Genomic DNA, 25,949 nt, shown 5'->3' with positions numbered 1-25,949 from the left:
TCCTTTAGGAAATAAAGAGTTTTATTCTAACGGGTCTCCCCAGTTAAAATCGAATTTGCAGCACCCACGTCCGTGATCAACCACGTCCGTGCTGGTGCGGAGTGCATGTATGCGGCAATTGCAGGGCCTTTGGAAGCACCGCCGGCAACGGCAAACACATACGGGATATGATCAAGATCCGGGATCGTTAAGCCGATTCTTGGGATCTTGTAAATGACCTCCCCTTGGGCATTAAAGAATGTCCCGAAGGTTTCAGAAACTGCATGTTGTGCTTGCAACTTCTTTAAGGCCTCTGGTGTCATTGCGCGACGTTTTGCCATCACCAATGCATCACCTATACTATGAATCACGACCTGCGCATTGTCAATCATTTGTAACACTTCTTGGACGGCAGGTTCTTTTAAAAGTGGTTGATAAGTTTGTTCACTCACATTTTCAGGAATGTACAACACTTTGAAACGGCTATCTGTCGCTTCTGCCATGCTAGCAGCCACGGAATTCGCTTGAATCGCGACGGCTTCACCGACCCCACCGCGAGCAGGAACGAACGTTAATTCGCGTCCTGCTGACAGCTTATAAGTCAATTGACCGGCGACTCGCGCCATGGTTGATCCGCCCATCACGGCTACCGTCAACCGACCGGCTGGCAGTAACACTTGCATGGTAGAATCAAGCAATTTGCCCATTTCATCGAGGACTCGCACGCTTTGATCGGCATCGCCGTTGACGATCAAACAATGATCGATCCCCAACTTTGCGGCCAAACGCTTCTCGTCTTCTTTAAAACCAAGCAATTGGTTCATCAACGTTTCCAAACCTTTGAACACGTCAAGGCCTTTGCCTGTCAGCACCATGCCTGACTTTGAAGTTTCGATCAAACCGAGTTGCCGGAGAAAATCCGTTTCCGTTCGCAAAACCCGTTCAGAGGTTTTCATTTGGTCGGCTAAAGTGCGCCGACCAACTGGGGCTAACCAGTTAATGTATTGCAGAATCTGATAACGTTTGGTGACCACGCCGACGAGATCCGGTGCGATTGCTTCGATCCAGGCGAATTCAGATTGCATGTCGTATCCTTCTTCTGTGGGTCGTTGTCTGTCCAACGTAGTCGTAAGCCGACCCATGTCAGGCAAAAAAATTAGGAATCTCAGACCAACGCTGTACTCCCCTACCAACGTCACTATTATAACAATCCCTGAAATTGCGTGCAAGTGATTTACGCTGAAAGGCGCACGCTTTCACACAAATGGAATGCTTTGTTCACAAACGTCACGGTTATTCGGAATGCAAAGGCTTTCGCTGTCAAGATTTTTTCTTATTTTCGTGAAAGTGTTCGGTTTTTCTCTCACGCGGTTTTCATCTTCGGTTAACCGAAATCTTTATCAATGGCATGAACTAATTTATTTTCGTGGTTGGACGGGTTTTGACCCACGGAGCATTTCGACGGCGCTCTACTTCGCTTCAGCGATTTGAAATGAGGAATCCAGCTGGCTCGCCGATAGCAAGTGTTCGTCCAAGCGGTTGCTAGCCGAGATGTCTCGCTACGCTCGTCACTCGCCGGATCTTCCTTTGCGGAATGCGGTAGGCGATACTCGCGGAAGACGTTGCGTTTCCACTATGTATCTGCGGCCAGCTTCCATCCCCATTTCAAATCACTTCCACTTCGCAGACCACTGTCATCTGGTGGCGACGAAGCACATCATGCAACTATTGATTTCATGTTTGATCTGATGAGCAACATCCAAACATCAACGTATTTGGCAATGGGTATATCAAAAGCACCCTGATGCTGACAGACGTCATTAGGATCAAAGCCCTAGGATTCAATTTTGTCTTAGTTACGTTTTTACTAGGCTACTCTTGATGCTAAAAACGTTTGGAAATCCTCTGGACACAAAAAACGAGGCACCTTTCGATGTCTCGCTTCTTCATATTACTTTTGATCAGCCTTTTGGACTAAGATATCATCGATCAAACCGTAATCCTTGGCTTCTTGAGCAGTCAAGTAGTGATCACGTTCAGTGTCAGCTTTAATCGTATCCATCGACTTGCCAGTGGCATCAGACAAGATCTTGTTTAAGCTCAAGCGGGCCTTCAAGATTTGTTCTGCGGCAATTTCGATTTCAGTTTGTTGACCTTGAGCGCCGCCAAGTGGTTGGTGGATCAAGACTTCAGAGTGTGGCAAAGCAAAACGCTTGCCTTTGGTCCCTGCTGCTAACAGCACAGAAGCCATGGAAGCGGCCATGCCGATCGCAATGGTTTGGACGTCGGATTTGATCAAGTTCATCGTATCCAAAATGGCCAAGCCAGAAGTGATCACACCACCTGGGCTGTTGATATATAAATAAATGTCCTTGTCGGAATCTTGCGCATCCAAGAACAGCAATTGCGCGATGATGGAGTTGGCGACTTGGTCATTGATTTCCCCGGATAACATGATGATCCGGTCTTTGAGTAAGCGTGAGTAAATGTCGTAGGCGCGTTCGCCACGGCTGGTTTGTTCAACGACTGTTGGTACTAACATAGTATTCCTCCCTTTAATCGCGTGTGCATTAGCACTCATTTGATTACAGTGCTAAGCATACGCCAATAGTCAAAAAAGGTCAAACGTCAAATCAAAGTTTTTTGCTACTGTCAGTCTAGCACATTGCGCATTCGACGAAAATTTAAAGTTGAAAAGATGTTTTGCGATTTTTTTGCGTAATCTATTAATGTGGGCAAAAAAGGAGGAACACTATGAAAAACGAGAAAAAGCCGATTTACAAGCGGGTATGGTTTTGGGTGATCGTCACGGTGATCGCCCTTGGCGCCATCAGCATCCCTCAATCACTAAACACCGCGCAAGAAGATGAACAAGCTGCCAAGGAAGCTTCGATTTATGAACCGGTTGAAGAAAGTAGTGATTCAACAACTGCAAATGATGTGTCCAGTGAAGCTGACGCGTCCAGCGAAAGTGAATCATCAGTGGCAACTAGCAGTTCAGCTACACCAGCTGTGCCGATCGAATACACCAACGCTTTGGCCAAAGCCCAAAGTTATGTCGATAATATGTCCTTTTCGCAAGCACGACTGCTAGCTCAACTCACCTCAGCTTATGGTGAACAATTTTCTCAAGCTGCAGCTGAGTATGCAATCGCACATGTTAAAGCAGATTACAATGCCAACGCCTTACAAAAGGCTAAAGATTACCAAAACGATATGAACATGTCCCCAGCTCGAATCCATGATCAACTGACCTCAGCTTATGGTGAGCAATTCACCAACGAACAAGCTGACTATGCGATCGCGCATCTCAATGACTGATCAACATGTAATGCCCACACCGCCTCATACTTTGAGGCGAACATACTTCCTCCAAATCCAAAGTGCATCTAAATTCACACTGCTGCATTTTCACTTGCAAATACAGACGTAATCGCGTAATATAATTTAAGTACTTGCGCGGTTAGTGTAATGGATCGCACGTGAGATTCCGGTTCTCGAAATCCGGGTTCGACTCCCGGGCTGCGCATCAGAGGACAATCAAACGCCTAGCAATAGGCGTTTTTGTTTTGCCCCAAAAACCAAACAAAAACTCCCGCCAGCAGCGAGAGTTTTTGTTATTAGTAACGTAAGTCGCCGTCAGATACCGCCATCAGCTTTTCATGGACTTTATCCACGCTAGCTTTCACGGCGCGGTATTCATCGAGGTCCATCCCAACTTTAGTGGCACAACTTTGAACGTGTTCAAAGATCTCATCACGGAGATCTTCAGCCTTTTGGGTCAAAGAGACATCCACGCGGCGTTCATCAACTGTTGAACGGGAACGTGAGATCCAGCCATCTTTTTCCAAACGCTTCATTAAAGGCGTCAAGGTCCCACTGTCTAACGACAACGTTTGACCGACTTGCTTGACTGACATTGTGCCATGTTCCCACAACGACAACAAGGTGATGTATTGCGGGTAGGTCAAGTGATATTTGGATAAGGCTTGCGCATAGAAATGATTGAATTGCTTTTGCGCTTTATAAATTGAGAAACACAACTGTTCATCTAACAAGATAGGTTGGACCATGAATATGCCTCCTCAGCAATTTTAGTATGCACGATCAAGAATATCTAAATTTACACTTTTAAATATATCATGTTTTATTGTACACGATTATCTTGTCGTTGCAACCCGCTTGCACACAAAAAAGTTGTCTTTGACGTAAGCTAAAGACAACTTTTTGTTAAGGTATAGACAATTAAGCATCAGCCGGCTGTTGATAACCTTCAGCGATTTGATTGAGCTTACGCAAGCGGTGGTTGATCCCAGACTTTGAGATTGCCCCACTTGGCACCATTTCACCGAGTTCTTTCAACGACACATCAGGATGCGCCAACCGCAAAGCCGCGACTTCTCGCAACTTAGGCGGCAAGGAATCCAACCCAACATGAGTGCGCAAGTAGTTGATGTTTTCGATTTGGCGTTGAGCCGCGTCGACAGTTTTGTTCAAGTTTGCGGTTTCGCAGTTGACTAATCGGTTGACTGAGTTGCGCATGTCGCGAACGATGCGGACATCTTCAAACTTCAACATGGCGTTAGTCGCCCCGACCACTTGTAAGAAATCGGCAATTTTTTCCGCTTCTTTCAAGTAGACGATATAACCACTGCGGCGTTCGACTGTGCGGGCATTCAACCCAAAATCATTCATGATCGTCAAAATATCTTGATTATGATCTTGATATAGGGAGTAGATCTCCAAATGATAGCGAGAAGTTTCGGGACTGTTGACGGAACCCCCGGCTAAGAACGCCCCGCGCAAATACGAACGCCGCCGTTGCGGTTCATCCATCACTTTGGACCCCACCGCAGTTTGAATCGATAACCCTGATTCGTCAAGGATCTCGAGGTCTTGTAACACCGCGTTGACATTGGTGTTGAGTCGCACGACATATTGATTGTTTTTCTTGAGTTTCATTTTGCGCCGGACGATCAAGTTGGCTTCCACTTGATAGACTTGTTTTAACAAGGCGTAGATCCGGCGGGCAATGGCAGGATTTTCCGTTTGGACATTCAACACAAATTGATGGTTTAAAATGCCTAACGTCCCGTTCATGCGGATCAACGCAGATAATTCTGCTTTGGCATGTTCAGGATGGACCTCTAATTGGGTCAGTTCTTTTTTAACGGTACTGGCAAAACTCGCCATTTACTCACCTCTTTTTCATGGTGCCGACTTGAAACGCTAAATTCAAAATTTCGGCGGCGACTTTATCGCCGTCATGGAAGACGCCGCGATCGCGCAGCTTCAAAAAGTCGGCAGAGATCACGCGGCAACCCATTTTCCGCAGTGCGGCGTAATCAGAGGTCACTGGACTAGAAATTTCATTGTATCGTTGACGGTCTAAGTAATCTGCCGGCACTGGTGAAATGTTCACCAAAACGGTGTCGACAAAGGCTTCGCCTAAGTGATCATGCAACACTTGGACATGTTGGGCGTCGGTGAAGTTTTCGGTTTCGCCTTTTTGGGTCATGATGTTAGTGATGTAGATCACTTCCGCTTGGGTCTTTTTGACAGCGTCGCCTAAGTTTTTGATCATTAAGTTCGGCAAAATGCTCGTAAACAGCGAGCCAGGACCTAATACCACGACATCCGCTGCCATGATCGCATCGATCACTTCAGGTTCAGCCCGCGGTTCTGAGTGGTCTTCAGGATCAGTTTCTTCCACATGAATGCGTTTGATGGTTTTGCCAGCGGCAGAGATCTCTGCTTCCCCTGCTTGGGTGGTGCCATCAGTGAACTCGGCATGCAATGTCAGCGGCGTGTTTGACGCTGGGTACACATGGCCGTCAACTTTCAACATTTGGGACAACGCTTGGATCGCTGGGAAGATCCCGCCTTTCATTTCAGACAAGGCGGCAATGATCAAATTCCCGATCGCATGGCCTGAGAAGAACGAATCATTGGAGTTGAAGCGATATTGGAAAACGTCACGTTCAACCCCTGGCATATCTGCTAGCGCCACTAAAACGTTACGGATATCACCAGGCGGCACGACGTTGATGTAGTTGCGGATGACGCCGCTAGAGCCGCCGTCATCAGCGACAGTCACCACTGCCGTGACATCTGCATCTTGTTCGTGTAAGGCTTTGACGATCACTGGCAAGCCAGTGCCACCGCCGATGACAACGACTTTAGGCCGCCGTCCACGAATGACGCGGATGATTTTGGTTCCGTTAGCACTCATGAGCGGTTCACCGTCGCTTTGCGCTTATTGATGTCGCGATGCGTGATGTCCACTGGGTAGTCTGCTTCAAAGGCATGCCCGACCCGTTCCGCAAAAGCCACAGAGCGGTGTTGGCCGCCGGTGCAGCCAATGGCGATGGTGACGGCGGTTTTGCCTTCTTGTTGATATTGCGGCATGATCTCGGCTAACATCGCGTAGAACTTTTGATAGAAGGATTCCGCTTGCGGATTCTCCATCACATAGTCGTAAACTGGCTTTTCCAAACCAGTTTTTTGACGATATTCTGGGACATAATATGGATTTGGTAAAAAGCGGACATCCATCACAATATCGGCATCGATCGGCAAACCATATTTAAAACCAAAGCTCATCACTTCTAAGTGGAACGTTGGGTGTTCCGCAGACTTGAAGGTGACAAATAACTTTTCGCGGAGTTGGCGTGGGCTTAACGTGGTGGTATCGATCACCACTTGCGCACGGTTGCGCAATTCCGTTAATAATTCGCGTTCTTTGTGAATGCCGTCCATCAACCGCCCTTCCATGGCGAGCGGATGGCTGCGGCGCGTTTCTTTGTAACGGGATACCAATTCTTCGTCAGTAGCGTCTAAGAATAAAATTTGTGAGGTCACAAACGCGGTGGAATCAAGGTTTGCTAACATGTCGATGATTTGATCGTAAAAGGCTTGCGCCCGCAGATCGACGACTAGCGCGACCTTGGTGATTTTACCCGATTCTTTGAGTAATTCCCCAAACTTCGGCAACAATGCTGGTGGCATGTTGTCGACACAAAAGTAACCAAGATCTTCAAAGGCTTGTACTGCCACCGTTTTCCCGGCGCCAGACATCCCGGTGATGACCACTAAGTTCAAAGGTTGATCGGCCATTTTCTTCCTCCTCATGAGTTGCTTTGACTAGTATAACATGCCGGGCGTGTCGGTGGCACGCCCGGCATGTTAAAATTTCACTACGGTATTGTTCCAGTGATTTGGCCTCGGGGCTCCAGCCGGCTCGGTGAGCCATAGTGAGGGTCCTCGGCGGAGCTAACTTCAATCATTCGCTTCGCGCCTGATTGAAGTGGATCTCCACCTGCGGAAGCCAGTAGGCGATAAATCGCCAACTGGCTTCTCACTATGGCTCACCGGCCAGCTTCCGCCCCAAGGCCAAATCACTGCCACAAACGACGTTAACTCGCCGCCTACAGCGCGCGACCTACAAAAAAACAAGTCCTCAGTCGAGAACTTGCTATTTTCAATTAGATACTCTTACGGGCAAACGCCGTGATAATGGCGTTGAGGCCCCAAACGCCGAAGAACATGGCCAACAAAGTCACCATGCCGACTGCAGAGATTACTGGTTGCATAATGAACAATAAGGCGATCAACACTGAGATGATGTCTAAGATCAAGTTGATCACAAACCATAACGTCCCGGCTTGACGCAAGTGACCGGCGTTCAGTAAGTTAGCGATACTGTCGATCAAGAACCATGCGGCAAAGACGTAAGCCACGGCGATGACCGCTGATTCTAAGTTGAACAAGAACAACAGACCGACTAATAAGTCGATCACACCAGCGACACCAGATACCCAAGCGAAGCCGCCAGTTAATTGATGTAATTTTGGAAAAGCGGCTAACGTGGCGATCCCACGAATTATGGCGATGATCGCAAAAATAAAACTCAACGTCATCATCGTTGCCCCAGGGTTGCGCAACATCACGACAGCGCCGATCAATAACGCGATCCCAGTGATAAATTCGCCCCAGTCAAAACCCATTTGCGTTCGATTACTAAACATCTCGCACCTGCTTTCTAGATTAATTCCATTATAACCGAAAAGCCCCTGACCGCATACGGTCAGAGGCCAATTCGTTATTTCGCTTGTTCAGCCATTCGCGCTTTGTCGCGTTCAAGGATCGGCTTCAAATATTTGCCAGTATATGAAGCTTTCACTTCAGCGATTTGTTCAGGGGTGCCAGTGGCAATGACAGTACCGCCGCCATCGCCGCCTTCTGGGCCTAAATCGATCAACCAGTCGGCAGTTTTGATCACGTCTAAGTTATGTTCGATCACAAGGACGGTGTTGCCTTCATCAACTAAACGTTGCAACACTTCAAGCAGTCGCTTGATATCGTCAGTGTGCAACCCAGTGGTCGGTTCATCCAAAATGTAAAAGTTCTTCCCAGTGGAAAGCTTTTGCAGTTCAGACGCTAACTTCATTCGTTGGGCTTCCCCACCAGATAACGTCGTTGCCGATTGCCCCATCGTGACGTAGCCTAAGCCAACATCAATGATGGTTTGCAATTTGCGGGCAATTTTTGGAATTGGGGCAAAGAACTTCACCGCTTCATCGATGGTCATATCTAAAACATCAGAAATCGACTTGCCTTTGTAGGTGACTTCCAAGGTTTCAGAGTTGTAACGTTTGCCATGGCAAACTTCACAAGGCACATATACATCGGGTAAGAAGTTCATTTCGATTTTGATGATCCCGTCGCCTTTACAGTTTTCACAGCGGCCGCCTTTGACGTTGAAGGAGAAGCGTCCTTGGGTGTAGCCGCGGAGCTTGGCCTCATTGGTTTGGGCAAACAAGGCGCGAATATCGTTGAAGACGCCAGTGTAGGTTGCCGGGTTTGAACGTGGTGTGCGACCGATAGGACTTTGATCGATATCGACGAGTTTTTCGATTTGATCCCAGCCTTTGATTTCTGAATACTTACCAGGCTTGGCCGAGTTGCGGTAAAGCTTCTGGGCTAAGGCTCGCTTTAAAATCGAGTTCACTAACGTCGACTTACCAGAACCTGATACCCCAGTCACGGCGACGAATTCACCTAATGGGAAGTCAACGTCGATGTTTTTCAAGTTGTGGTCAGCAGCGCCTAAAATGGAGATCTTTTGACCATTGCCAGAGCGACGAGTTTCAGGGACTGGGATAAATTTCTTCCCTGATAAGTACTGACCAGTCAACGACTTGCGCGAGCGCATCACTTGCTTAGGGGTGCCAGCCGCCATGATGCGACCCCCGTTATCCCCAGCACCTGGACCGACATCGATCAAGTAATCTGCGGCTAACATCGTGTCTTCATCATGTTCGACAACGATCAAGGTGTTGCCAAGGTCGCGCATTTTCTTCAATGAGCGGATCAACCGGTCGTTATCGCGTTGGTGCAACCCGATGGATGGTTCATCCAAAATGTATAACACCCCAGATAAATTCGAGCCGATTTGCGTTGCCAAACGAATCCGTTGGGCTTCCCCACCAGACAAGGTGCCGGCAGCCCGTGACAAGGTCAAGTAATCAAGGCCAACGTTTTGCAAGAAACTTAAGCGGTCGTTGACTTCTTTGACGATCGGTTGGGCGATCATTTTTTCACTGTCAGACAGGGTGATGCTTTGGAAAAATGGGATCGCGTCTTTGATCGACAAGTCACTTGCTTCTGCGATGTCTTGGCCTTCGACTTTAACGGCTAACGCTTGGCGGTTCAGCCGCTTGCCATGACATACAGGGCAAGTTAAAGCAGTCATGTATTGCCGCATTTGATCAGAACCAAAAGCATAGTTATTGGAGTGGTAGCGCCGTTCAACGTTTTTCATGACGCCTTCAAAGGCGGCATCGACATCTTTAACGCCGAAATCAGAATCTGCATGGAAATGGAATTCTTTGCCTTTGGACCCATATAACACCAGGTCTTGTTGGGCTTTCGTCAAGTCTTTCCAAGGTTTGTCGCGCGGCACCCCGAAGGCATCACATGCTTGACGTAACATGGAGGGATAATAATTTGCCGTCGCCGAACTCCAAGGCGCCACGGCCCCTTGATCGATGGTCAAGCTGCGATCAGGGATCACTAAGTCGACATCGACATCAAGTTTCATCCCTAACCCATCACATTCAGGACAAGCGCCGAATGGGGCGTTGAAGGAAAACAGCCGTGGTTCTAAGACCCCGATGGTAAATCCGCAAATCGGGCAGGCAAAATGTTCAGAGAACACCAACGGAACGCCTCCGATGACATCAACCGTCGCATAACCTTCACTCAACCGTAGTGCTGCTTCAAAAGAATCAAACAAACGACTGCGGTTATCCGCATCCCCATGTTTGACCACGATCCGGTCGATGACGATATCGATATCGTGATTTTTGTTTTTGTCCATTTCAAAATCAGCGTTGGCATCCATCACTTCGCCATCGACACGCATGCGGACATAGCCTTCGCGAACGATTTTTTCAAGGACCTTCTTATGGGCGCCTTTTTTATGGCGGACAATGGGACTTAAGATTTGGATCCGTGAGCGTTCTTCCAGTTGTTGGACCCGGTTGACCATTTGTTCGACTGATTGACTCGTGATCGGCGTCCCGTCGTTTGGACAAATGGGATGACCGATACGCGCCCACAGCAACCGCAAATAGTCGTTGATCTCAGTGACCGTACCGACAGTGGAACGGGGGTTTTTGGAAGTGGTTTTTTGATCGATGGAAATCGCTGGTGACAAGCCGTCAATGGAATCGACATCAGGTTTGTCCATTTGCCCTAAGAATTGCCGGGCATACGCTGACAAGCTTTCCACATAGCGGCGTTGGCCTTCTGCATACAGCGTATCAAACGCCAAACTCGACTTCCCAGACCCTGACAAGCCCGTCATCACGACTAACTTGTTGCGGGGAATGGTGACGTCGACGTCTTTTAAGTTGTGGGCGCGAGCGCCATGGATCACAATTTTATCATTTGCCAATTTACATGCCTGCTTTCAATTCGAGGATCGTATCGCGCAAGGTAGCCGCTTGTTCGAAGTCTAACTTCTTAGCGGCTGCTTGCATTTGCCCTTCCAAGTTGGCGATCAACGCCGTGCGTTCTTTCTTGGTCATATCTTTAAGGTCAACTTCAGCAAAACTCTTATCTTTATCGCCGACATCGGCGCCAGACTTATCAATCGAAGTGATGGCATCGCGGATCGGCTTGATGATCGTTTTTGGCGTGATGCCATGATCTTTGTTGAACTGCTCTTGAATCGTGCGCCGACGCTTGGTTTCGGTGATCGCCGCATTCATTGAGTCGGTCATTTTATCGGCATACATAATGACTTTCCCGTGTGAATTACGGGAGGCGCGGCCGATGGTTTGGATCAATGAACGCTCGGCGCGCAAGAAGCCTTCTTTGTCGGCATCCAAAATCGCGATCAACGACACTTCCGGGACATCGATCCCTTCACGCAACAAGTTGATCCCGATCAACACGTCGAATTTCCCTAACCGCAAATCGCGAATGATCTGAGTCCGCTCTAACGTTTTGATGTCTGAATGCAAGTAACGGACATGAATCCCGAGTTCTTTCAGGTAGTCGGTTAAATCTTCCGCCATTTTCTTGGTCAACGTGGTGACGAAGACACGTTCCTTCTTTTCGATACGCTTGTTGATCTCAGACACCAAGTCATCGATTTGACCCATGATCGGTCGTACTTCGATCACCGGATCCAGCAATCCAGTTGGACGAATGATCTGTTCAGCGATGTCTTTTGATGGGACACGGTCCATTTCATAAGGACCAGGCGTAGCCGAGACATATAAAATGCGGTTCACATGTTTTTCAAATTCTGGCAACATCAGCGGGCGGTTATCAAGCGCTGAAGGCAAGCGGAAGCCGTAATCGATCAAAGTTTGCTTACGGGCGCGGTCCCCGTTATACATCCCGCGGATCTGTGGCATGGTGACATGAGATTCATCGACCATGATATTGAAGTCTTTAGGGAAGAAATCCAGCAACGTAAATGGTGGTTCGCCTTGTTTGCGACCTTCCATATGTCGGGAGTAGTTTTCGATCCCGTTGGTGTAACCCATTTCCCGCAACATTTCCAGGTCATAGTTAGTGCGCTGCTCGAGGCGTTCTGCTTCCAGCAGCTTTCCTTCACCGCGTAATTCTTTGAGGCGGTCGTCAAGTTCTGCGGCGATGCGTTCGATCCCTTTTTCCATTTGATCATCAGAGGTCATAAAGTGCGTCGCTGGGAAAATGGACACATGTTGGCGGGTGCCGACGACTTCGCCAGTCAACGCGTCAACTTCCACGATCCGATCGATTTCATCCCCGAAAAATTCCACCCGGATTGCATGATCATCGCGGCTAGCCGGGAAAATTTCTACCACATCGCCACGGACACGGAAACGCCCACGTTGAAAGTCAATATCATTGCGGTCAAATTGAATATCCACCAATTGCCGCAGTAAGGTGTTGCGATCGATCTCCATGCCGACCCGCAACGACAAGACGTGGTCGCGGTATTCAGTCGGTGACCCTAACCCAAAGATGGAAGACACCGACGCCACAACGATCACATCATTGCGTTCGAGCAAGGCGCTAGTCGCTGAGTGCCGGAGTTTATCGATTTCGTCGTTAATGGCGGAGTCTTTTTCAATGTAAGTATCAGAACTTGGGACATACGCTTCAGGTTGGTAGTAATCATAATACGACACAAAATACTCAACGGCGTTATGCGGGAAGAATTCCTTGAATTCCCCATACAATTGGCCAGCTAAGGTTTTGTTGTGCGACAAGATCAACGTCGGCTTGTTTAAATTGGCGATCACATTGGACATGGTGAAGGTTTTCCCCGTACCAGTGGCCCCGAGTAGGATCTGTTCTTTCTCCCCATTCAAAAAGCCTTGGGTCAACTTCTCAATGGCTTGGGGTTGATCCCCAGCGGGTTTGTAAGGTGACACCAATTCAAACTTGCGGTCTGCCATGCGCTCGATCATTAAAACTACCTCCTTGCGTAAAAAAAGTCGGAACTAGGCCGACTTTTGGACTGCTTCTATTTTACCACAGCGAACATACTTTCGCTAACTCACCGTTAGGAAAAGCTGTGATTATTTGCTTTCTTTGGCGTTGTCCATCGCATGCATGATGGACGGGTTCTTGGCGTGGCAGTCTTTGATCATTTGCAAGTCTTCTGCAGATAATTCAACGGTATATTTGGCCATGATTTTCCCTTCTTTCCAGTGCTTAACTTCTAAATCTTAACACATGCGTCAAGGTAGTTTGCAGGAATTATTGAAGGGTGTCCAGCCATGTCGTGAGCTGGGTGGCGATCCATTGTTGTTGCACTTGATTGGTGGTGGTGGCTGTGCGGTCGCCTGACTGTTTGCCATAACTGCCAAAGCCCGCGTGATTGCCACCTTGCAACTGCTTGTAAGTAGTCGTCGCCGTCGGTAAATTCTTTTTTGCTTTGCGCCAAGCATCGAAATTTAAGACGCCATCGCGACTAGCGGTCAACGACAACACCGGGAGATTGCCAGTAAGTTTACCTTTGGCATCAGGGTAACTGGCAAGGAAAAATACCCCTTTGAGATTTTGTTTATGTTTGGCAGCGTAGCGACTGGCCATCACACCACCAAGGGAATGCCCACCGATCACATAAGGATGACCTGACTTCACCACTTGTGAGGCAGCATTGGGTTTCAATACTGCAAGGTCATCGGGAAAGCTCACAATAGCGACGCGATAGCCAGCTTTTGCAACTTGTGATGCCCAAATGCTGTAGGCTCCAGGGTCGACCAGCGCACCTGGGTACATGACGATGGTAAGTTTGGCAGATCGTTTGCCGAAATATAAGACGCCATTCTTCGTGGTCGCTTGCTTTTGTGCTGTCGCTGCCGAGGGTGTTGGTGCATGTGCCGCAGACTTTAAGTATAGTTGCCCACCGATCAAAGCCACGAGAATCACAACGATGATACCAATGAGCCAACGTTTGAATTTTTTCATCGGTTAGTGCTTCATGATGGCGCGGGTGAGCTTGGTCAACATATCGCGGTCAGCGAATTCTTCATTTAACATGTCAGGCAAGATCTCTTTCATGAAGTACTTCACGCTAGGCCGTTGATCAAAACTGGCGATCACCGTGAGGCTTTCAGTGTAAATATTGACGAAGACGCGTTCTGGATTGCCTTTTTCGATTTCACCGAAGGCTTCATATAACAAGTCGACTTTATCGGAAATCGACAGCAGTTCCCCTTCAAGGGTATCGTCTTTGCCTTCAGACAAGCGTCGGCGATAAATAGCCTGGTATTCTTCAGGAATTTCATCTTGAATGAAGTTTTCCGTCATTTTATCTTCGACATCAGCTAACATTTCCCGCAATTCCGGCGTTGCGTACTTTACTGGTGTTTTGATGTCGCCAATGAAGCGTTCGGTGTAGTCGTGGTTGAGCGCCTTTTCGTAAAGGCGCTGCCAGTTAACCGTGTTGCCGGCGTGTTCTTCGATATCGCCAAGCAGTTGCGCGATTTCCGCCACTTTGAAGCTATGAGCGGCAACTGAGTGCTCTGCATACTTGAAAAATCCTGGTGCCCGCCGCAATGTTTCCAAATTGTTCAACCCTTGAATATATTGATGCATCCCCATTGTGCTGGCCTCCTGATTTTTGGTTAAAATTTTATCTATGGTAGCACGTTGCACGGCTGGACGCAATAATCAATACAAAAGGATTATTCCTGTATCGCAATTATCGAAAAATGATTCAAATTCACCTTTTGCATCTGAGATAATCAGTAAAGACTGGAGGAGAAGCCCATGATCGATCCCCACAATCCTGATTATGGCGTCAGCAAGCTTTACGCCTTGCGCGCCTATTTCACCAACGCATTGAATTTTGACGGGTTGAGTACCCGCAGTGAATATTGGTGGCTACTGCCGTGGTTACTGTTATTTGAAGTCACCTCTGCCGCTTTGATCGGCAACCGCATCCTTCCTCAACTGACACTGCGGGCTTTCTTAATTATCCCAAGTACCGCCATTTGTGCCAGACGCTACCGCGATGTCGGCTTGCTCCCGAGCATTGGTATCGCGCAAACGATTTTCGCTTATAGCACTTGGTGGCTGATGTACGCTAATGCATCAGGCAAAGTTGCAGACGGTATCCTTTGGGGGTGGCTGGCACTTTGGGTGGTTTCCCAAATCGCCAAGCTTGTGATCACCTTGATGCCCACGCAACAAGCGACTACTGTGGTAACCCAATCTCAAGCAATCGCCGAATATCGCGCCGCACATCATCTCAGCGTTGACGAATTAAAGCTATTTCGGGAAACCATGAGCACTGCCAAACAACAGATTTTGACGTTAGGTACCCAGGCTCAGCGCTCTGAAGCGTTGGCGAAGATTTTTCAAACCACTGGTGGGCTGCACGCTGCCCAAGAATTATTTCGAGAGCTGATGGCCCACCCACATGTCATGAATGAACACGGTGACTTCTTATATAAAATGCTCCCAGCATTAGTTGAATCATGTGATCAATTCATCACCGCTGAACAAGCTGATGTCGAAAATGAGGCCGTTAACGCTGCCATCACGGAAATGGCTGTAGGCATTCAACAACAATCAATTGCCATCGCTAATGACTATGCGCAGGTTGTGACGACTGATGCTGAGGAGGTGCGCACCCATGGCTAAATCGCAAAAACTGCTTTGGTATGCAGAATACGATCGTTTATTCGTCAAAAAAAAGCGCACCAAGCGCAAACGCCAAATCAATCGCGCAACAGTCGTCATTGTAATTTTAGCGGCGTTGACGCCTCAAGCCTTTCGTCTATGGCCACAAGTGGAGAGCGATATCCACGTGGCTGAGCATCGTAGCAGCCTACGCAAGGTAAAACCAAGAAAATTTGTCGACAATTACGCCTTGAAAGTAGCCGGTCTCAAGCGCACTGCTGCTGTGGATAAGACGCGTAATCTGGTGGCCACAGTGAAAGGTCATGACGTCACCTTTTCTAACGGGTATCACTTAAGTGTCAACAGTCGCTTCAGAGTCAGTGAAACCGTGAATGATCACATCGTCACACCTAGTGTTACCGCTGACGGTTATCCCCACACGATTGCCGACTTCAGTGGCAAAAAGGACCACGATTATCTTTACGGCACGTTGCAGCTATACGGGAATTTGATCGGTGATTTTGATGCTGACGGTGACGCGAATGCTTTGAACTTAGTCAAAGTTTTTAAGCAAGAAAACATCGGCAGTACCCAAACCGGCTATGTGTTTGATATTCCCAATCCTAAGGAAAGTCGCTCATACGTGCGCTTGACTCGGTATTTTCTATTCGCAGATGGCACTGGCGTGATTGTCAAATCCATGCCTGATTTCAACTCAAGCAGCAAAAAGTTAAATCAAAAAAGTAGCTTTAAAGCTTTTCAGTCGAGCTTCCAAGTTGATTTTGACTCGTTGGCTCAAGATTACACGCTGACGACATCGACCATGGATTAGCAGACCCACAAATCGACGCAACAAAAAAACAACGAAGTAAACCTCCGTCGTTTTTAATTCTCAGCTGATTCTGCTCATTTTCCAGCAGCCGCTGCCAGTTAACGATGTTGCCAGCGTGCTCTTCGATGTCGCCGAGCATTTGGGCGATTGCCGCAACTTTGAAGCTGTGAACGGCAACTGAGTGCTCCGCATACTTGAAAAATCCTGGTGCCCGCCGCAATGTTTCCAAATTGTTCAACCCTTGAGCATTCCCCATTGTGCTGGCCTTCTGATTTTTGGTTAAAATTTCATCTGTGGTAGCACAGGAACATCCGTCGGTAAAGACAAAATCACCCGAGTGTTAAACAACGGGGTGATTTTGCGTCGTTTAAGTACTCAAGTGATTCTGTTTATTTTCTAGTGTTTAATTTAACTGATCATCTTCTACGGAGCTGAGAATATATTCGAACTTTTCAGGATTTTCACCAGGTGTTTGTTCACCTTTCTCATCATTCCCGATGTATTGTACGTAGGCTACACGAGCAGGATCATCCTCATTAGGACGCTCAGATGGCGTTACGTATCCGGGATGACAACCAGTCGGCACCTTCGTATCTCGAGTTTGATTAAACCATTTTATTTCAAAGTAAGCTTCCTTCCGAATTGTTTTGATTTCTGTTACTAACGAGTCATATATGGTTCCTAGGTTCGCCATGTCATCCAATTTTCCCGTAGCCAGAATCAATGTAGGATGGGTATTTTTGCTAAGCAATGCCTTGATTTTTGATAAGTTCAATTCCTGGATAGATTTATTCGACAGCCTCTTTGTATTGACTGAGTTGTCCAAATCTGTCTTATCAGGCGTTACAACAGGTGTAGTATTGACACAGTTAATGATTCCGAATTTTTGTGGCATGTATTTAACTAAATTGTCCAACGTCGGATCGCTTGTAATATTAGTTCCTGTACTAGGATTTTTCATGAGGACGACAGCCTCTTCATCACCAACATGTTCATTAAGTAATTTCTTACGATCAATTGTAAGACTTAGTCGCAAGTAATTCGCAACTCCCTCATCTACGTGCCGTTCATTCTCGGGAACTTCTTCAAAAGAATCTGGATCTACACATTCTGATTCAACGCCCATTGGCCACTCTGCCATATCGTATTCTCCAATCTATTGCTATTCCATTCACAATTTCACTCGTTAAGCTTGATGATAGCACATCCAAAACCGTAATTACCGCCACAAGACAAAAAAGACTCCCTTCGCAGGAAGTCCTTTCAAATTAAAGCTTATTCATTCCGGAAATCATTCAATGCTGCTTCAAAGTCTGCCAACTTCTTGTCAGCGGCATCTTTAGTATCGGCACTGGTCCCAACATAGAACTTTACTTTAGGTTCCGTACCAGAAGGACGAATGGCGATCCAAGTGCCATCTGCCAAGATATACTTCAAGACGTCAGACACAGGCATGTCGATCGGCGTCGTCGTGCCGTCAGCGTGCTTCGTGGTTTGAGCTTTGTAGTCTTCCACTTCAGCGATGGCCACACCAGCAAAGTCTGCTGGTTGTTCTTCGCGGAACTTGGTCATCAGCGCTGCCATTTCGGCTGGGCCATGAACGCCTGGGAAGTCAACACCAACAGTCTTTTCGGCAAAGTAGCCGTACTTCTTGTACAGTGCTTGGATGCCGTCATATAACGTCATGCCTAAGGACTTGTAGTAAGCCGCAACTTCAGCTAACAAAACCGTGGATTGAATGGCATCTTTATCGCGAACGAATGGCTTGATCAAATAGCCGTAGCTTTCTTCAAAGCCAAACAAGAATTCGTGGTCGCCAGTTTCTTCATATTGTTTGATTTGGTCGCCGATGAACTTGAAGCCAGTTTCCACGTTGATCATGTCCACGCCATAGTCTTTTGCAATGGCAGTAGCCAATTCAGTGGAAACAATGGACTTCACAACGGCACCATTAGCTGGCAAGGTCCCTGCTTGTTTGCGCGCTTCCAAAATGTAGTGCAACAACAAGCTGGCGATTTGGTTCCCAGACAACAATTGATAGTCAGTCCCAGTCCAAACCGCAGTCCCTAAACGATCCGCGTCAGGGTCAGTTGCAATCAACACATCTGCTTGAGACTTTTTGCCCAGTTCAATGGCCATGTCAAAAGCTTGTGGAAATTCTGGGTTCGGGAATGGCACAGTCGCAAATTCAGGATCAGCGACCGCTTGCTTAGCGACTAATTGGAAATGTTCAAACCCAGCGTTGCGCAATACCATTTGGGCAGGAATGCGGCCAGTCCCATGTAATGGGGTGTAGATCAACGACATATCGCGGCCGACTTTGTTGATCAAGTCTTTGTTGATGGAAACACCGGCAACTGCAGCGTAATACGCTTCGTCAACATCTTCGCCGATCAAGGTCAATAACTTCTTAGCGCGCAGTTCATGCACATCCACAGTCTTGATGTGGAAAATGTCTTCAACATTGCGGACGTATTCAGTGATCTTGTCAGATTCTTCTGGTGGCATTTGACCGCCATCTGGGCCGTAGATCTTGTAGCCGTTGTATTGCTTAGGGTTGTGGCTAGCAGTGATCATGATCCCAGCATATGTGCCTAAGTGACGCACAGCAAAACTCAATTCAGGCGTTGGGCGCAAAGCATCAAACAAGAAACTTGGAATGCCATGGGCACCCAATACTGATGCCGCTTCTTGGCCAAATTCTTGGGACATGTAACGTGAATCAAAGCTGATGGCTACCCCTTGGGCTTTGGTTTCAGCTGGTAAGGTATCCATGAAGTTCGCCAGACCTTCAGTAGCTTGGCGCACCGTGTAAATATTCATGCGGTTGATCCCAGCGCCGATCACGCCACGCATGCCGGCGGTGCCGAATGCCATTGGTACAGCAAAGGCTTCTTCTTGGGCTTCGAGATCATTAGCGAGTGCTGCAACTTCACCTTTCAAAGACGCATCGAGGTCAGCCTCGTTCGCCCATACCAGGTAATTTTCGTGATAACCCATTACATTCAACTCCATTTCCTTAGTGTCATTTCATATCCGATTTTATTATACTATGTCGCGTTATAAAAAACGTGCTAAAACGCTTAAAGTCTGTTTAAAAAATTGAAATTGCACGTCAGTAACACGCTTACTTAGCGTATCACATGATTGACAACAAATCAGGAAATTGGTGCTGTTGTCTAGACCATTTTACCACATCATGGCGTTGCATTGGTCGCGTTTGACAAAAGCTTGATTTAAAGGCGCACGAAATCCACGAAACAGCAGGCTATTTCGTGGATCTCAGGCATTTACGCCATGCAATTACGTGCGTGAAGTTTTCTACGTATCAAGTACGTTTCTGGGCAGCCTTGGGGGATTGGCCCAAAACCACTTTGACCACTACTAAGCTCTGCATTGCCTTTCGTGTCCAGACGTCGACTTGCTTCCCATGTCGCCATGAGGAACTCGATCCGGTGTGATCATATGAGGCCCATAGACCCCTTCACAGTGCCGGCACTTTAGATGCTAGAGATCCAATGGCTACCAACAATTAAGCTGGGCCACTGCGGACCTGTCTCACTGGGTTTGCGGGGAACTGCCCCCCGTTGCGAAGAGTTACCATGCAACGTGCGCTAAGTTGCAATCTCCACCTTGTTAACGCGTTCAGTGTAACACCTTCAATCAACCGTGACAAGACTAACGGTTATAAACGTTTTTTATAATAATCGTGTCGTGACCCCTATCGAAACAAAAAAGTCATCTACCGCAACAGTAAATGACTTCATTCAGCTTACATACAACTGGCATCATCGTGTAAATCAGGATCAAGTTCTTCAACCAGCACCAGTTGATGCGGTGTGCCAAAATAATACCCTTGCACATAATCAGGTAAGAATTGGCGGATCAAAGCACGATCTTCATGTGATTCAAGGCCTTCCAAGGTAAATCGTTTGTGCAACCTTTTTGCACGGTTGCGCCAATAATTCACGGTACTGACCAATTGCTCCGGTGTACTTTGTTTGCGAATATTTTGAAGGGCATATTTATATTCGCTGACATAAGGATCTAATGCCGTGACTAGTGACTGAACATTCTCACCAGTGCCAACGTCATCTAGACAAACCACTAACCCAGAAGATTGGTAATGAGATGCCGCCTCGATCAGTTCGTCGACTGTCACCTCAACTGCTTCATCCCCATGCCGCTCAGTTAATTCGATGCCAAGTTGAAAAGGCAACTCAGCGGCTAAATGCGTCAGCAAGTCGAAATAATCGCTTTGGACAAACTGTGATTCGTCTAAATTAAACGCGACAAAATCCAATCCTGCAGGCAAAGCCACCAGTGTTTGTTCCAATAACGCCGTCATCAACTTAGGATCGATGCCAGCAATATTTTCTGGTAGTCGCCATGGTCCCCCTGGCACTTTTTGTTCCCGTAAAAATAATTCATATCCTGATAGTTTCTTATTGGCGATGGAAAATTGTGCCTGTCCGAATAATCTGATCATTAGCTCTTCTACAGCGATTCGCTGGTGTGTCCCTTCTTTAATTTTTCAGCGAACTGGTTTCAACAGTGCTGTATGTTGTTGTGGCGTGTCCAGCCCAAGGAGTTGGTTATTGTAGCGTGTTGTTCAATGTCCAAGTCAACGTCGAGGTGTATGCCCCAGTCGATGCAAATGGCGAGCTGGTAATGTCAAGTTTGGCGGATACTTTGGTCATCAACGCAAAATTAGCTTCCCGCGTGTCACCAAAGCTACCGAGAACGGTGACTGGCTTGTCATCATCATAAACTGGTTGTTTGCGGTAATCAGTGGCTTCTATAGTCGCATCATCGTGATCAGGGTTATTATCGGCATAGTCGGAAACTTGAGAAGTCTTCATCCCCTTAGCGGTGTCGATGTTGAAGTCTAAGTAAAGCGCCGCAGTGCCGCCATCAGGATTAAGCGGTTGGTGGGTCGTGGTGTTGACAAACGGTGCCAGCGTTGCAGTCACAGACCATGGTGTCTGCGTATCATCAAGGGCACCAATTTGAAATTCCGAGTCAGTGTCATCAGAAGATAATTCGTGAGTATCCCATGACACATCATGTGAATTCCCATCAGGGCCAGTCTTTGTGGCATTTGGTTGATAGTCCTTCCAACCATCCAAAGCAGACTTCAGGCTGATGCCCCCAGCTCCACCGTCAGGGGTGAAGTGAAGTGTGTCAGGGACCTTCAAGAAACTCAGTGGCTGATCATGTTTAAAGCGTAAAGCAACCGGATTAGAATTAAACGTTTCGCCATCTGGCAACGTAATGGTCAACTGATAAATATCACCATCGTTGTAGTAGGTGAGGTTTTTAGTATCGATCGATAGGCTTTGACCAGTCGCATCAGTCAACACTCCCCCGGGGGTTTGTGAATCTTTTGGTGTGTATTGCCAAGTATACCTCGCATCATTCAATGAATCAGGAACATTGGTCAGGCTAAACGTAAAGTTACTTCTGTCCGCAAACTCAAAGTTCGTTTTTTCTGGTTTCAATGCAATGATGTGAATGGTTTTGGTGACCTGCATCGACAGACCAAAAGTAGAAAACTGACCGACCAAAACAACGTCAACGCCATGATTGTAATCGTTGCCATCCATTTGATAGATATAATTATCGTTAGCGGCTACCATTGCCCCAGCAGTTACCTGGTCGCCATAGGTAACGGGAGTGATGGTTAGCGGTTGTTGCCCGTTCTTATCAGGAAATGCTTGACCACTAGTCGTGAGTTGCGTCCAAGTGATTTTTTGTCCGACTAATTGCTCATAAGGAACGCCAACTTGTGCTTTTGTACTGATCAATCTCACTAGCGCACTATTGGCAACAGCCGATCCGCTGTTGGTAGAAATCGTCGTTTCACTAGAAGCATCGGTATCTTTATACCCATTCGTGAACAAGAAATCCACGTCACTCATGTCTTTGAGTTCTGTTTTTTCGTCACCAGCCTTGGTCATTTTCAAAGAGAACCCTGAATTGGTGGCTGTGGTCGTCGCAGTGACATTGGTTAACACGTCGTTGATCTGTTGCGTAATTTGATCAACGTCGCCGCCGCTATTGATGATATCGGCAATTTTGCCTTCTTCAACAGTGATCTGGGCATCGGTCATGCCAGAAAACGGATTGACCACAGTACCGTCATCGGTATTGGAATCATCTTTAGCAGTATCTGCTTCGCGCACTACGACCTTATCATTTTCAGATAAGCCTAACGACTCTGGCACTAACCACAGCCAAGTGTTGCCGTCGGTGACCTTGGCGCCTGTGGATGCCCAAGTCACCCCGTTATCGAGAGAATATTCAATCGTGTCGCCAGCAATACTACCAGTCCCAGTGATGATGGCACCAGTGGAAGTGTCTTTTGTCGTGATCGGTTGCGGCAAGTAAGTGATGTGACTCACTTGAGGGTTTAAGGTGATCTTAAATGGCAAAGCCCCCATGATGGTTTTAAAGTATGTGCTACCATCATAGCCGGAACCAGAGTTTAAACTGAACTGTTCAGAGATCTTCATGTCTGACAAGTTGGTTAACATGCCACCTTTATCAGCATTGGCTGCTTGCAAATCGATTTGAACGTAAATATCTTGCGGCACATGAAGGACATACGAATTTGTCTGAGTATTTTTATCGACGTACATCGCATCGCCACTTGAGGCGGACTTACCGATCGCAACGCCTTTAGTGGCATCATTAGTCCGCTTGACGGTGTTATTGGGGTCCCCTGCACCAATTTTCAAATAAGGTTGATTCATTTCAATGTATTTACTATTCCCTAAACTAAAGACGAAAGAAAATGAACCAAGGTCAGTATAGTTAACGCTGCCGTTATTTTTGAACGGAATGGTATAATCGCCGCTTTGCATCACGATTGTAACGTTACTACCCTCTGCATTCGAGTCGATTGCCGCCACACCGCTGGTACCCGCACCACGAATATTTGAAGCATACAATGATTTGATGGGAATGTTGAATGGCGTGGCAGATCCCATTTGAGCCTCCATCGTATCGTTAGAGTCAGCGGCAATCGTAGGATTTATCGTCATATAAGGCAACATATCTGTCCCATAATATGAACTATCCGCTTGCGACACCCGTCCAGTCGGCATCACCGCCACAAAAAATAAGAAGACCACCCCAAACCAAACAAGCCGCAACGAATTCTTCAGTCGTGTTTGCATGAGGTGACCTCCTTTCTTATTTATCTTCTTTTTTGCGCCGCTTCAATAACAAGATCAACAACAAGATGATGATCAGAAGCAATAACCCGATCACAATCAAGATCCACCATGGGAAGCGGTTTGGTACTTTCAAGCTAGCCGCGCGGTTGACCTTGTCAGCTTTGGCTTGCGTGACCGTGATCGACTTGCGAAAATGCCAAGTTTTCACACCGGATTTAGCCGTGAGGTCGATCGTGTACTTCCCTGCTGTAAACGCATGACTGGAATACACCCCAAAGGCAAAATGCGAATTCGGTGCCATCGAATAGTTGCTGACTTCGCGACTTAGAATCGCCTTTTTGCCGTCGTCTTTATAGACTTTCGCAGAGATGTTCATCTTCCCAAACATTTGTGGCTTGATGTTTTGCAATGTCGCTAAAATTGCGGCACTCCCTGCTTGCATCCCCATGTCGAGCTTCCGCATCTTCAATTCTGGTGTCACGTATTGTTGACTAGTACGCAAAATGATCGCTGAATACATCGCGTATTTGTTGCCTACTGTCATCTTGCCTTGGGTCGATTTCTGATAACTTTGGGTATCGATGGCGTAGAAGCTCCCAGCCAATTCGCCTTGGAAACCATTTTTTGGAACCGGAATGGTAAAGGTGACCCGGCGCTGTTCACCAGCGTTCAATTTGACGGTTTGCGGCTTTTGCGTCAATTCAGTCAAGCGATACTTAGCAGAATTATCCCGCGGGCCCGCTGGATCATACGCTACTTGACCGGCATAGGTCGTGTACGCATCATTGATCGACACCTTGATGGTCTTCGTCGTGTTGGCTTCATTGATGACATCGGCAGCCAGCGTTACCGTTTCGCCAGGTTTGGCGCTTATATTGAAATAACCGACTTGCTTGCTGGCGGCGTTATACACCGGGCGCAAGGCAAAGCTCGCCCCTTGCGCGTGAGTGGTTTGGGTAGGCATCAAACCTACCAGCGCTAAGCAAAACGTCAGCGCTAAAATGATTCGCTTGTACATGTCAACTCCACTTTCAAGACAAAATCCCCGTCCCTCCGCCTAAAACTTCGGCGACGGCGCGGGGATCAGCAATTATCAGATTATGACGGATTACTGGTAGTATTGCCAGAAGCTTGAGTGCCCCCAACAGGTTGGCTACCTTCAACAGGTGCACCTTGAGTCAAAGTCCAAGTAATGTTTGCGGTATACTGTTGAGGCTTGGCATTTGCATGTGGTTGCAAAACTAGCTTAGCACCAGAAGCAGTAGTGCTCGTCGTCCCTTGACCTTCACCGTTAGCCGCAGTTAAAACTGGAGATTCTGTAGAAGTCAATGATGCTGGAGAAACTGAGGACTTGAAGTTCACTGCGTCGCCAAGAGTTTGAGTATAAGTTAACGTGCTTCCAGGGATAGTATCCTTTTTATCAGCAGATACGAAGTCGGATAATTGAGCCTTAACGGTCCAGCCCAACGAATCGCCGGTGAAATCGTTGACAGTCAGAGTATTGCGTTTATCCTCTACGGCGTCCAAAGTTTGACCTTTAGCCATAACTGTCGACAAGTCACCAGCATTAAACGTGAAGCTTGGTTCTGCAGACAGCCACAGCGTATTACCATCTGCTTGGCCATCTTGTGTTGTTGGATTAATACTGAAGTCAGCAGTTGAGTCGCCTTCCTTGGATGTGTAATCCGCGTTCGCAGATGCAGTATTCGTGGTGACGGCAGCGGCTAATGTAGCTGCAAACAAAGCACCACTTAAAAGTAAAGTCTTTTTCATGATTGAATTGCCCCCGGGTGATTAGTATGTCATTTAATTTCTTGGTTAATATACCACTATTTAAAAAATACTTAAATAAAAAATATTATGTGATAACACCGGTGTATTTAATCAAATGAATATACAAACTAAAATTACTTTAATGTAAGCGTCGCAAAGCTGGGGTAACCGCATTAAATAACGATGGAATTTTCGTGCATCTAGTACCATTCAAGTGATTAACAAGCAAAAGTGATGTTCGTGCATATTGCCAGTAGATTGACTAACACGTTTTGCATAATTTTGATATAAAAACAACGAAAAACGAAAATATCGCATATCTTGCACTCATTACATAAATTTCGTCTGGCTTTCGGTCCTTCCACTCGATAAGTAGAGCAACTAAAATTCGAAGATTAGCAATACTTGAATATGATTCATTTCACCACTGCCACAATATGATAACGCCATGTTTCCCCTTATAAGCGCACAAACAGTCTAACCTTAGTGGTGGATCATGATTCGACGGAATCGTGGTTCACCACTTTTGATTTCTCTGATAAAGT

20 protein-coding genes, 1 tRNA gene and 1 pseudogene are annotated in these 25,949 nt (G+C 47.1%); 4 read left to right on the top strand and 18 right to left on the bottom strand.

Translation table 11 applies throughout. The features are described 5' to 3' along the window. Positions 1-26 precede the first annotated feature (26 nt). Entirely contained in the window at positions 27-1,064 is a 1,038-nt protein-coding gene (locus EKM92_RS08270) for a sugar-binding transcriptional regulator (RefSeq protein ID WP_125709745.1), read from the bottom strand. A gap of 866 nt (positions 1,065-1,930) precedes the next feature. Beyond that, positions 1,931-2,560: an ATP-dependent Clp endopeptidase proteolytic subunit ClpP gene (gene clpP, locus EKM92_RS08265; protein WP_263853890.1), complete on the bottom strand. Its 630-nt coding sequence runs from the start codon at positions 2,558-2,560 to the stop codon at positions 1,931-1,933. 173 nt (positions 2,561-2,733) lie between these two features. Here clpP and EKM92_RS08260 point away from each other — a divergent pair, with 173 nt between their 5' ends. Then, positions 2,734-3,300 (top strand): Ltp family lipoprotein, encoded by a 567-nt coding sequence (locus tag EKM92_RS08260; protein WP_125709741.1) that lies wholly within the window; start codon positions 2,734-2,736, stop codon positions 3,298-3,300. A 136-nt stretch (positions 3,301-3,436) separates the two neighbouring features. Next, a tRNA-Arg gene (locus EKM92_RS08255) sits at positions 3,437-3,508 on the top strand. A gap of 91 nt (positions 3,509-3,599) precedes the next feature. Here the strand turns inward: EKM92_RS08255 and EKM92_RS08250 are convergent. The 9 genes from EKM92_RS08250 to EKM92_RS08210 form a co-directional block, all read right to left on the bottom strand. Continuing rightward, a complete protein-coding gene (locus EKM92_RS08250) occupies positions 3,600-4,052 on the bottom strand; it encodes a MarR family winged helix-turn-helix transcriptional regulator (protein WP_125709739.1) in 453 nt (150 codons plus the stop codon). A 172-nt stretch (positions 4,053-4,224) separates the two neighbouring features. Further along, positions 4,225-5,172, bottom strand: a complete 948-nt coding sequence (gene whiA, locus EKM92_RS08245) for a DNA-binding protein WhiA (RefSeq protein ID WP_125709736.1) — start codon at positions 5,170-5,172, stop codon at positions 4,225-4,227. Positions 5,173-5,176: 4 nt separating this feature from the next. After that, positions 5,177-6,211 carry a gluconeogenesis factor YvcK family protein gene (locus tag EKM92_RS08240; RefSeq protein WP_125709734.1) on the bottom strand — a complete coding sequence of 345 codons (1,035 nt, stop codon included), beginning with the start codon at positions 6,209-6,211 and terminating at the stop codon, positions 5,177-5,179. Beyond that, positions 6,208-7,095: an RNase adapter RapZ gene (rapZ, locus tag EKM92_RS08235; protein ID WP_125709732.1), complete on the bottom strand. Its 888-nt coding sequence runs from the start codon at positions 7,093-7,095 to the stop codon at positions 6,208-6,210. The genes EKM92_RS08240 and rapZ overlap by 4 nt, the downstream gene beginning before the upstream one ends. A 368-nt stretch (positions 7,096-7,463) precedes the next feature. Beyond that, complete coding sequence (locus EKM92_RS08230; RefSeq protein WP_225420757.1) at positions 7,464-8,006, bottom strand: HdeD family acid-resistance protein; 543 nt, start codon at positions 8,004-8,006, stop codon at positions 7,464-7,466. A 74-nt stretch (positions 8,007-8,080) separates the two neighbouring features. After that, positions 8,081-10,939 carry an excinuclease ABC subunit UvrA gene (gene uvrA / locus EKM92_RS08225; protein ID WP_125709730.1) on the bottom strand — a complete coding sequence of 953 codons (2,859 nt, stop codon included), beginning with the start codon at positions 10,937-10,939 and terminating at the stop codon, positions 8,081-8,083. 1 nt (position 10,940) lies between these two features. Continuing rightward, positions 10,941-12,953: an excinuclease ABC subunit UvrB gene (gene uvrB, locus EKM92_RS08220; RefSeq protein WP_125709728.1), complete on the bottom strand. Its 2,013-nt coding sequence runs from the start codon at positions 12,951-12,953 to the stop codon at positions 10,941-10,943. A gap of 292 nt (positions 12,954-13,245) precedes the next feature. Then, the gene (locus EKM92_RS08215) at positions 13,246-13,959 is read right to left on the bottom strand and encodes an alpha/beta fold hydrolase (RefSeq protein ID WP_125709726.1); all 714 of its coding nucleotides are present in this window, start codon (positions 13,957-13,959) and stop codon (positions 13,246-13,248) included. Positions 13,960-13,962: 3 nt separating this feature from the next. Beyond that, positions 13,963-14,595: a YfbR-like 5'-deoxynucleotidase gene (locus EKM92_RS08210; RefSeq protein WP_125709724.1), complete on the bottom strand. Its 633-nt coding sequence runs from the start codon at positions 14,593-14,595 to the stop codon at positions 13,963-13,965. Positions 14,596-14,763: 168 nt separating this feature from the next. On the opposite strand from EKM92_RS08210, the gene EKM92_RS08205 reads away from it, so the two are divergent. Beyond that, entirely contained in the window at positions 14,764-15,639 is an 876-nt protein-coding gene (locus EKM92_RS08205; RefSeq protein WP_125709722.1) for a 5-bromo-4-chloroindolyl phosphate hydrolysis family protein, read from the top strand. Continuing rightward, positions 15,632-16,450: a hypothetical protein gene (locus EKM92_RS08200; RefSeq protein ID WP_125709720.1), complete on the top strand. Its 819-nt coding sequence runs from the start codon at positions 15,632-15,634 to the stop codon at positions 16,448-16,450. Before EKM92_RS08205 ends, EKM92_RS08200 begins: the two co-directional genes overlap by 8 nt. 67 nt (positions 16,451-16,517) lie before the next feature. Here the strand turns inward: EKM92_RS08200 and EKM92_RS08195 are convergent. The 7 genes and pseudogenes from EKM92_RS08195 to EKM92_RS08165 all read right to left on the bottom strand — a co-directional run. Beyond that, positions 16,518-16,706 (bottom strand): annotated as a pseudogene (locus EKM92_RS08195) (YfbR-like 5'-deoxynucleotidase); the annotation flags it as partial. A gap of 147 nt (positions 16,707-16,853) precedes the next feature. Beyond that, entirely contained in the window at positions 16,854-17,591 is a 738-nt protein-coding gene (locus EKM92_RS08190; protein WP_125709718.1) for a DUF1643 domain-containing protein, read from the bottom strand. Positions 17,592-17,725: 134 nt separating this feature from the next. Beyond that, on the bottom strand, positions 17,726-19,450 hold the full coding sequence (locus EKM92_RS08185; protein ID WP_125709716.1) for a phospho-sugar mutase: 1,725 nt from the start codon (positions 19,448-19,450) through the stop codon (positions 17,726-17,728). A 772-nt stretch (positions 19,451-20,222) separates the two neighbouring features. Beyond that, positions 20,223-20,939, bottom strand: a complete 717-nt coding sequence (locus EKM92_RS08180) for an EAL domain-containing protein (RefSeq protein ID WP_125709713.1) — start codon at positions 20,937-20,939, stop codon at positions 20,223-20,225. A gap of 106 nt (positions 20,940-21,045) precedes the next feature. After that, entirely contained in the window at positions 21,046-23,631 is a 2,586-nt protein-coding gene (locus EKM92_RS08175; RefSeq protein ID WP_125709711.1) for a hypothetical protein, read from the bottom strand. Between the two features lie 16 nt (positions 23,632-23,647). Continuing rightward, positions 23,648-24,649, bottom strand: coding sequence for a WxLIP family cell surface protein (locus tag EKM92_RS08170; RefSeq protein WP_125709709.1), 1,002 nt, complete (start codon positions 24,647-24,649; stop codon positions 23,648-23,650). Positions 24,650-24,729: 80 nt separating this feature from the next. Continuing rightward, positions 24,730-25,404 (bottom strand): WxL domain-containing protein, encoded by a 675-nt coding sequence (locus tag EKM92_RS08165; RefSeq protein WP_125709707.1) that lies wholly within the window; start codon positions 25,402-25,404, stop codon positions 24,730-24,732. Positions 25,405-25,949 lie beyond the last annotated feature (545 nt).

It is taken from the genome of Lacticaseibacillus porcinae (genome assembly GCF_003946305.1).
In the GTDB taxonomy this organism is placed as follows: domain Bacteria; phylum Bacillota; class Bacilli; order Lactobacillales; family Lactobacillaceae; genus Lacticaseibacillus; species Lacticaseibacillus porcinae.
The sequence above is the reverse complement of the archived record's forward strand: the minus strand, read 5'-3'. Positions and strand labels throughout refer to the sequence as shown.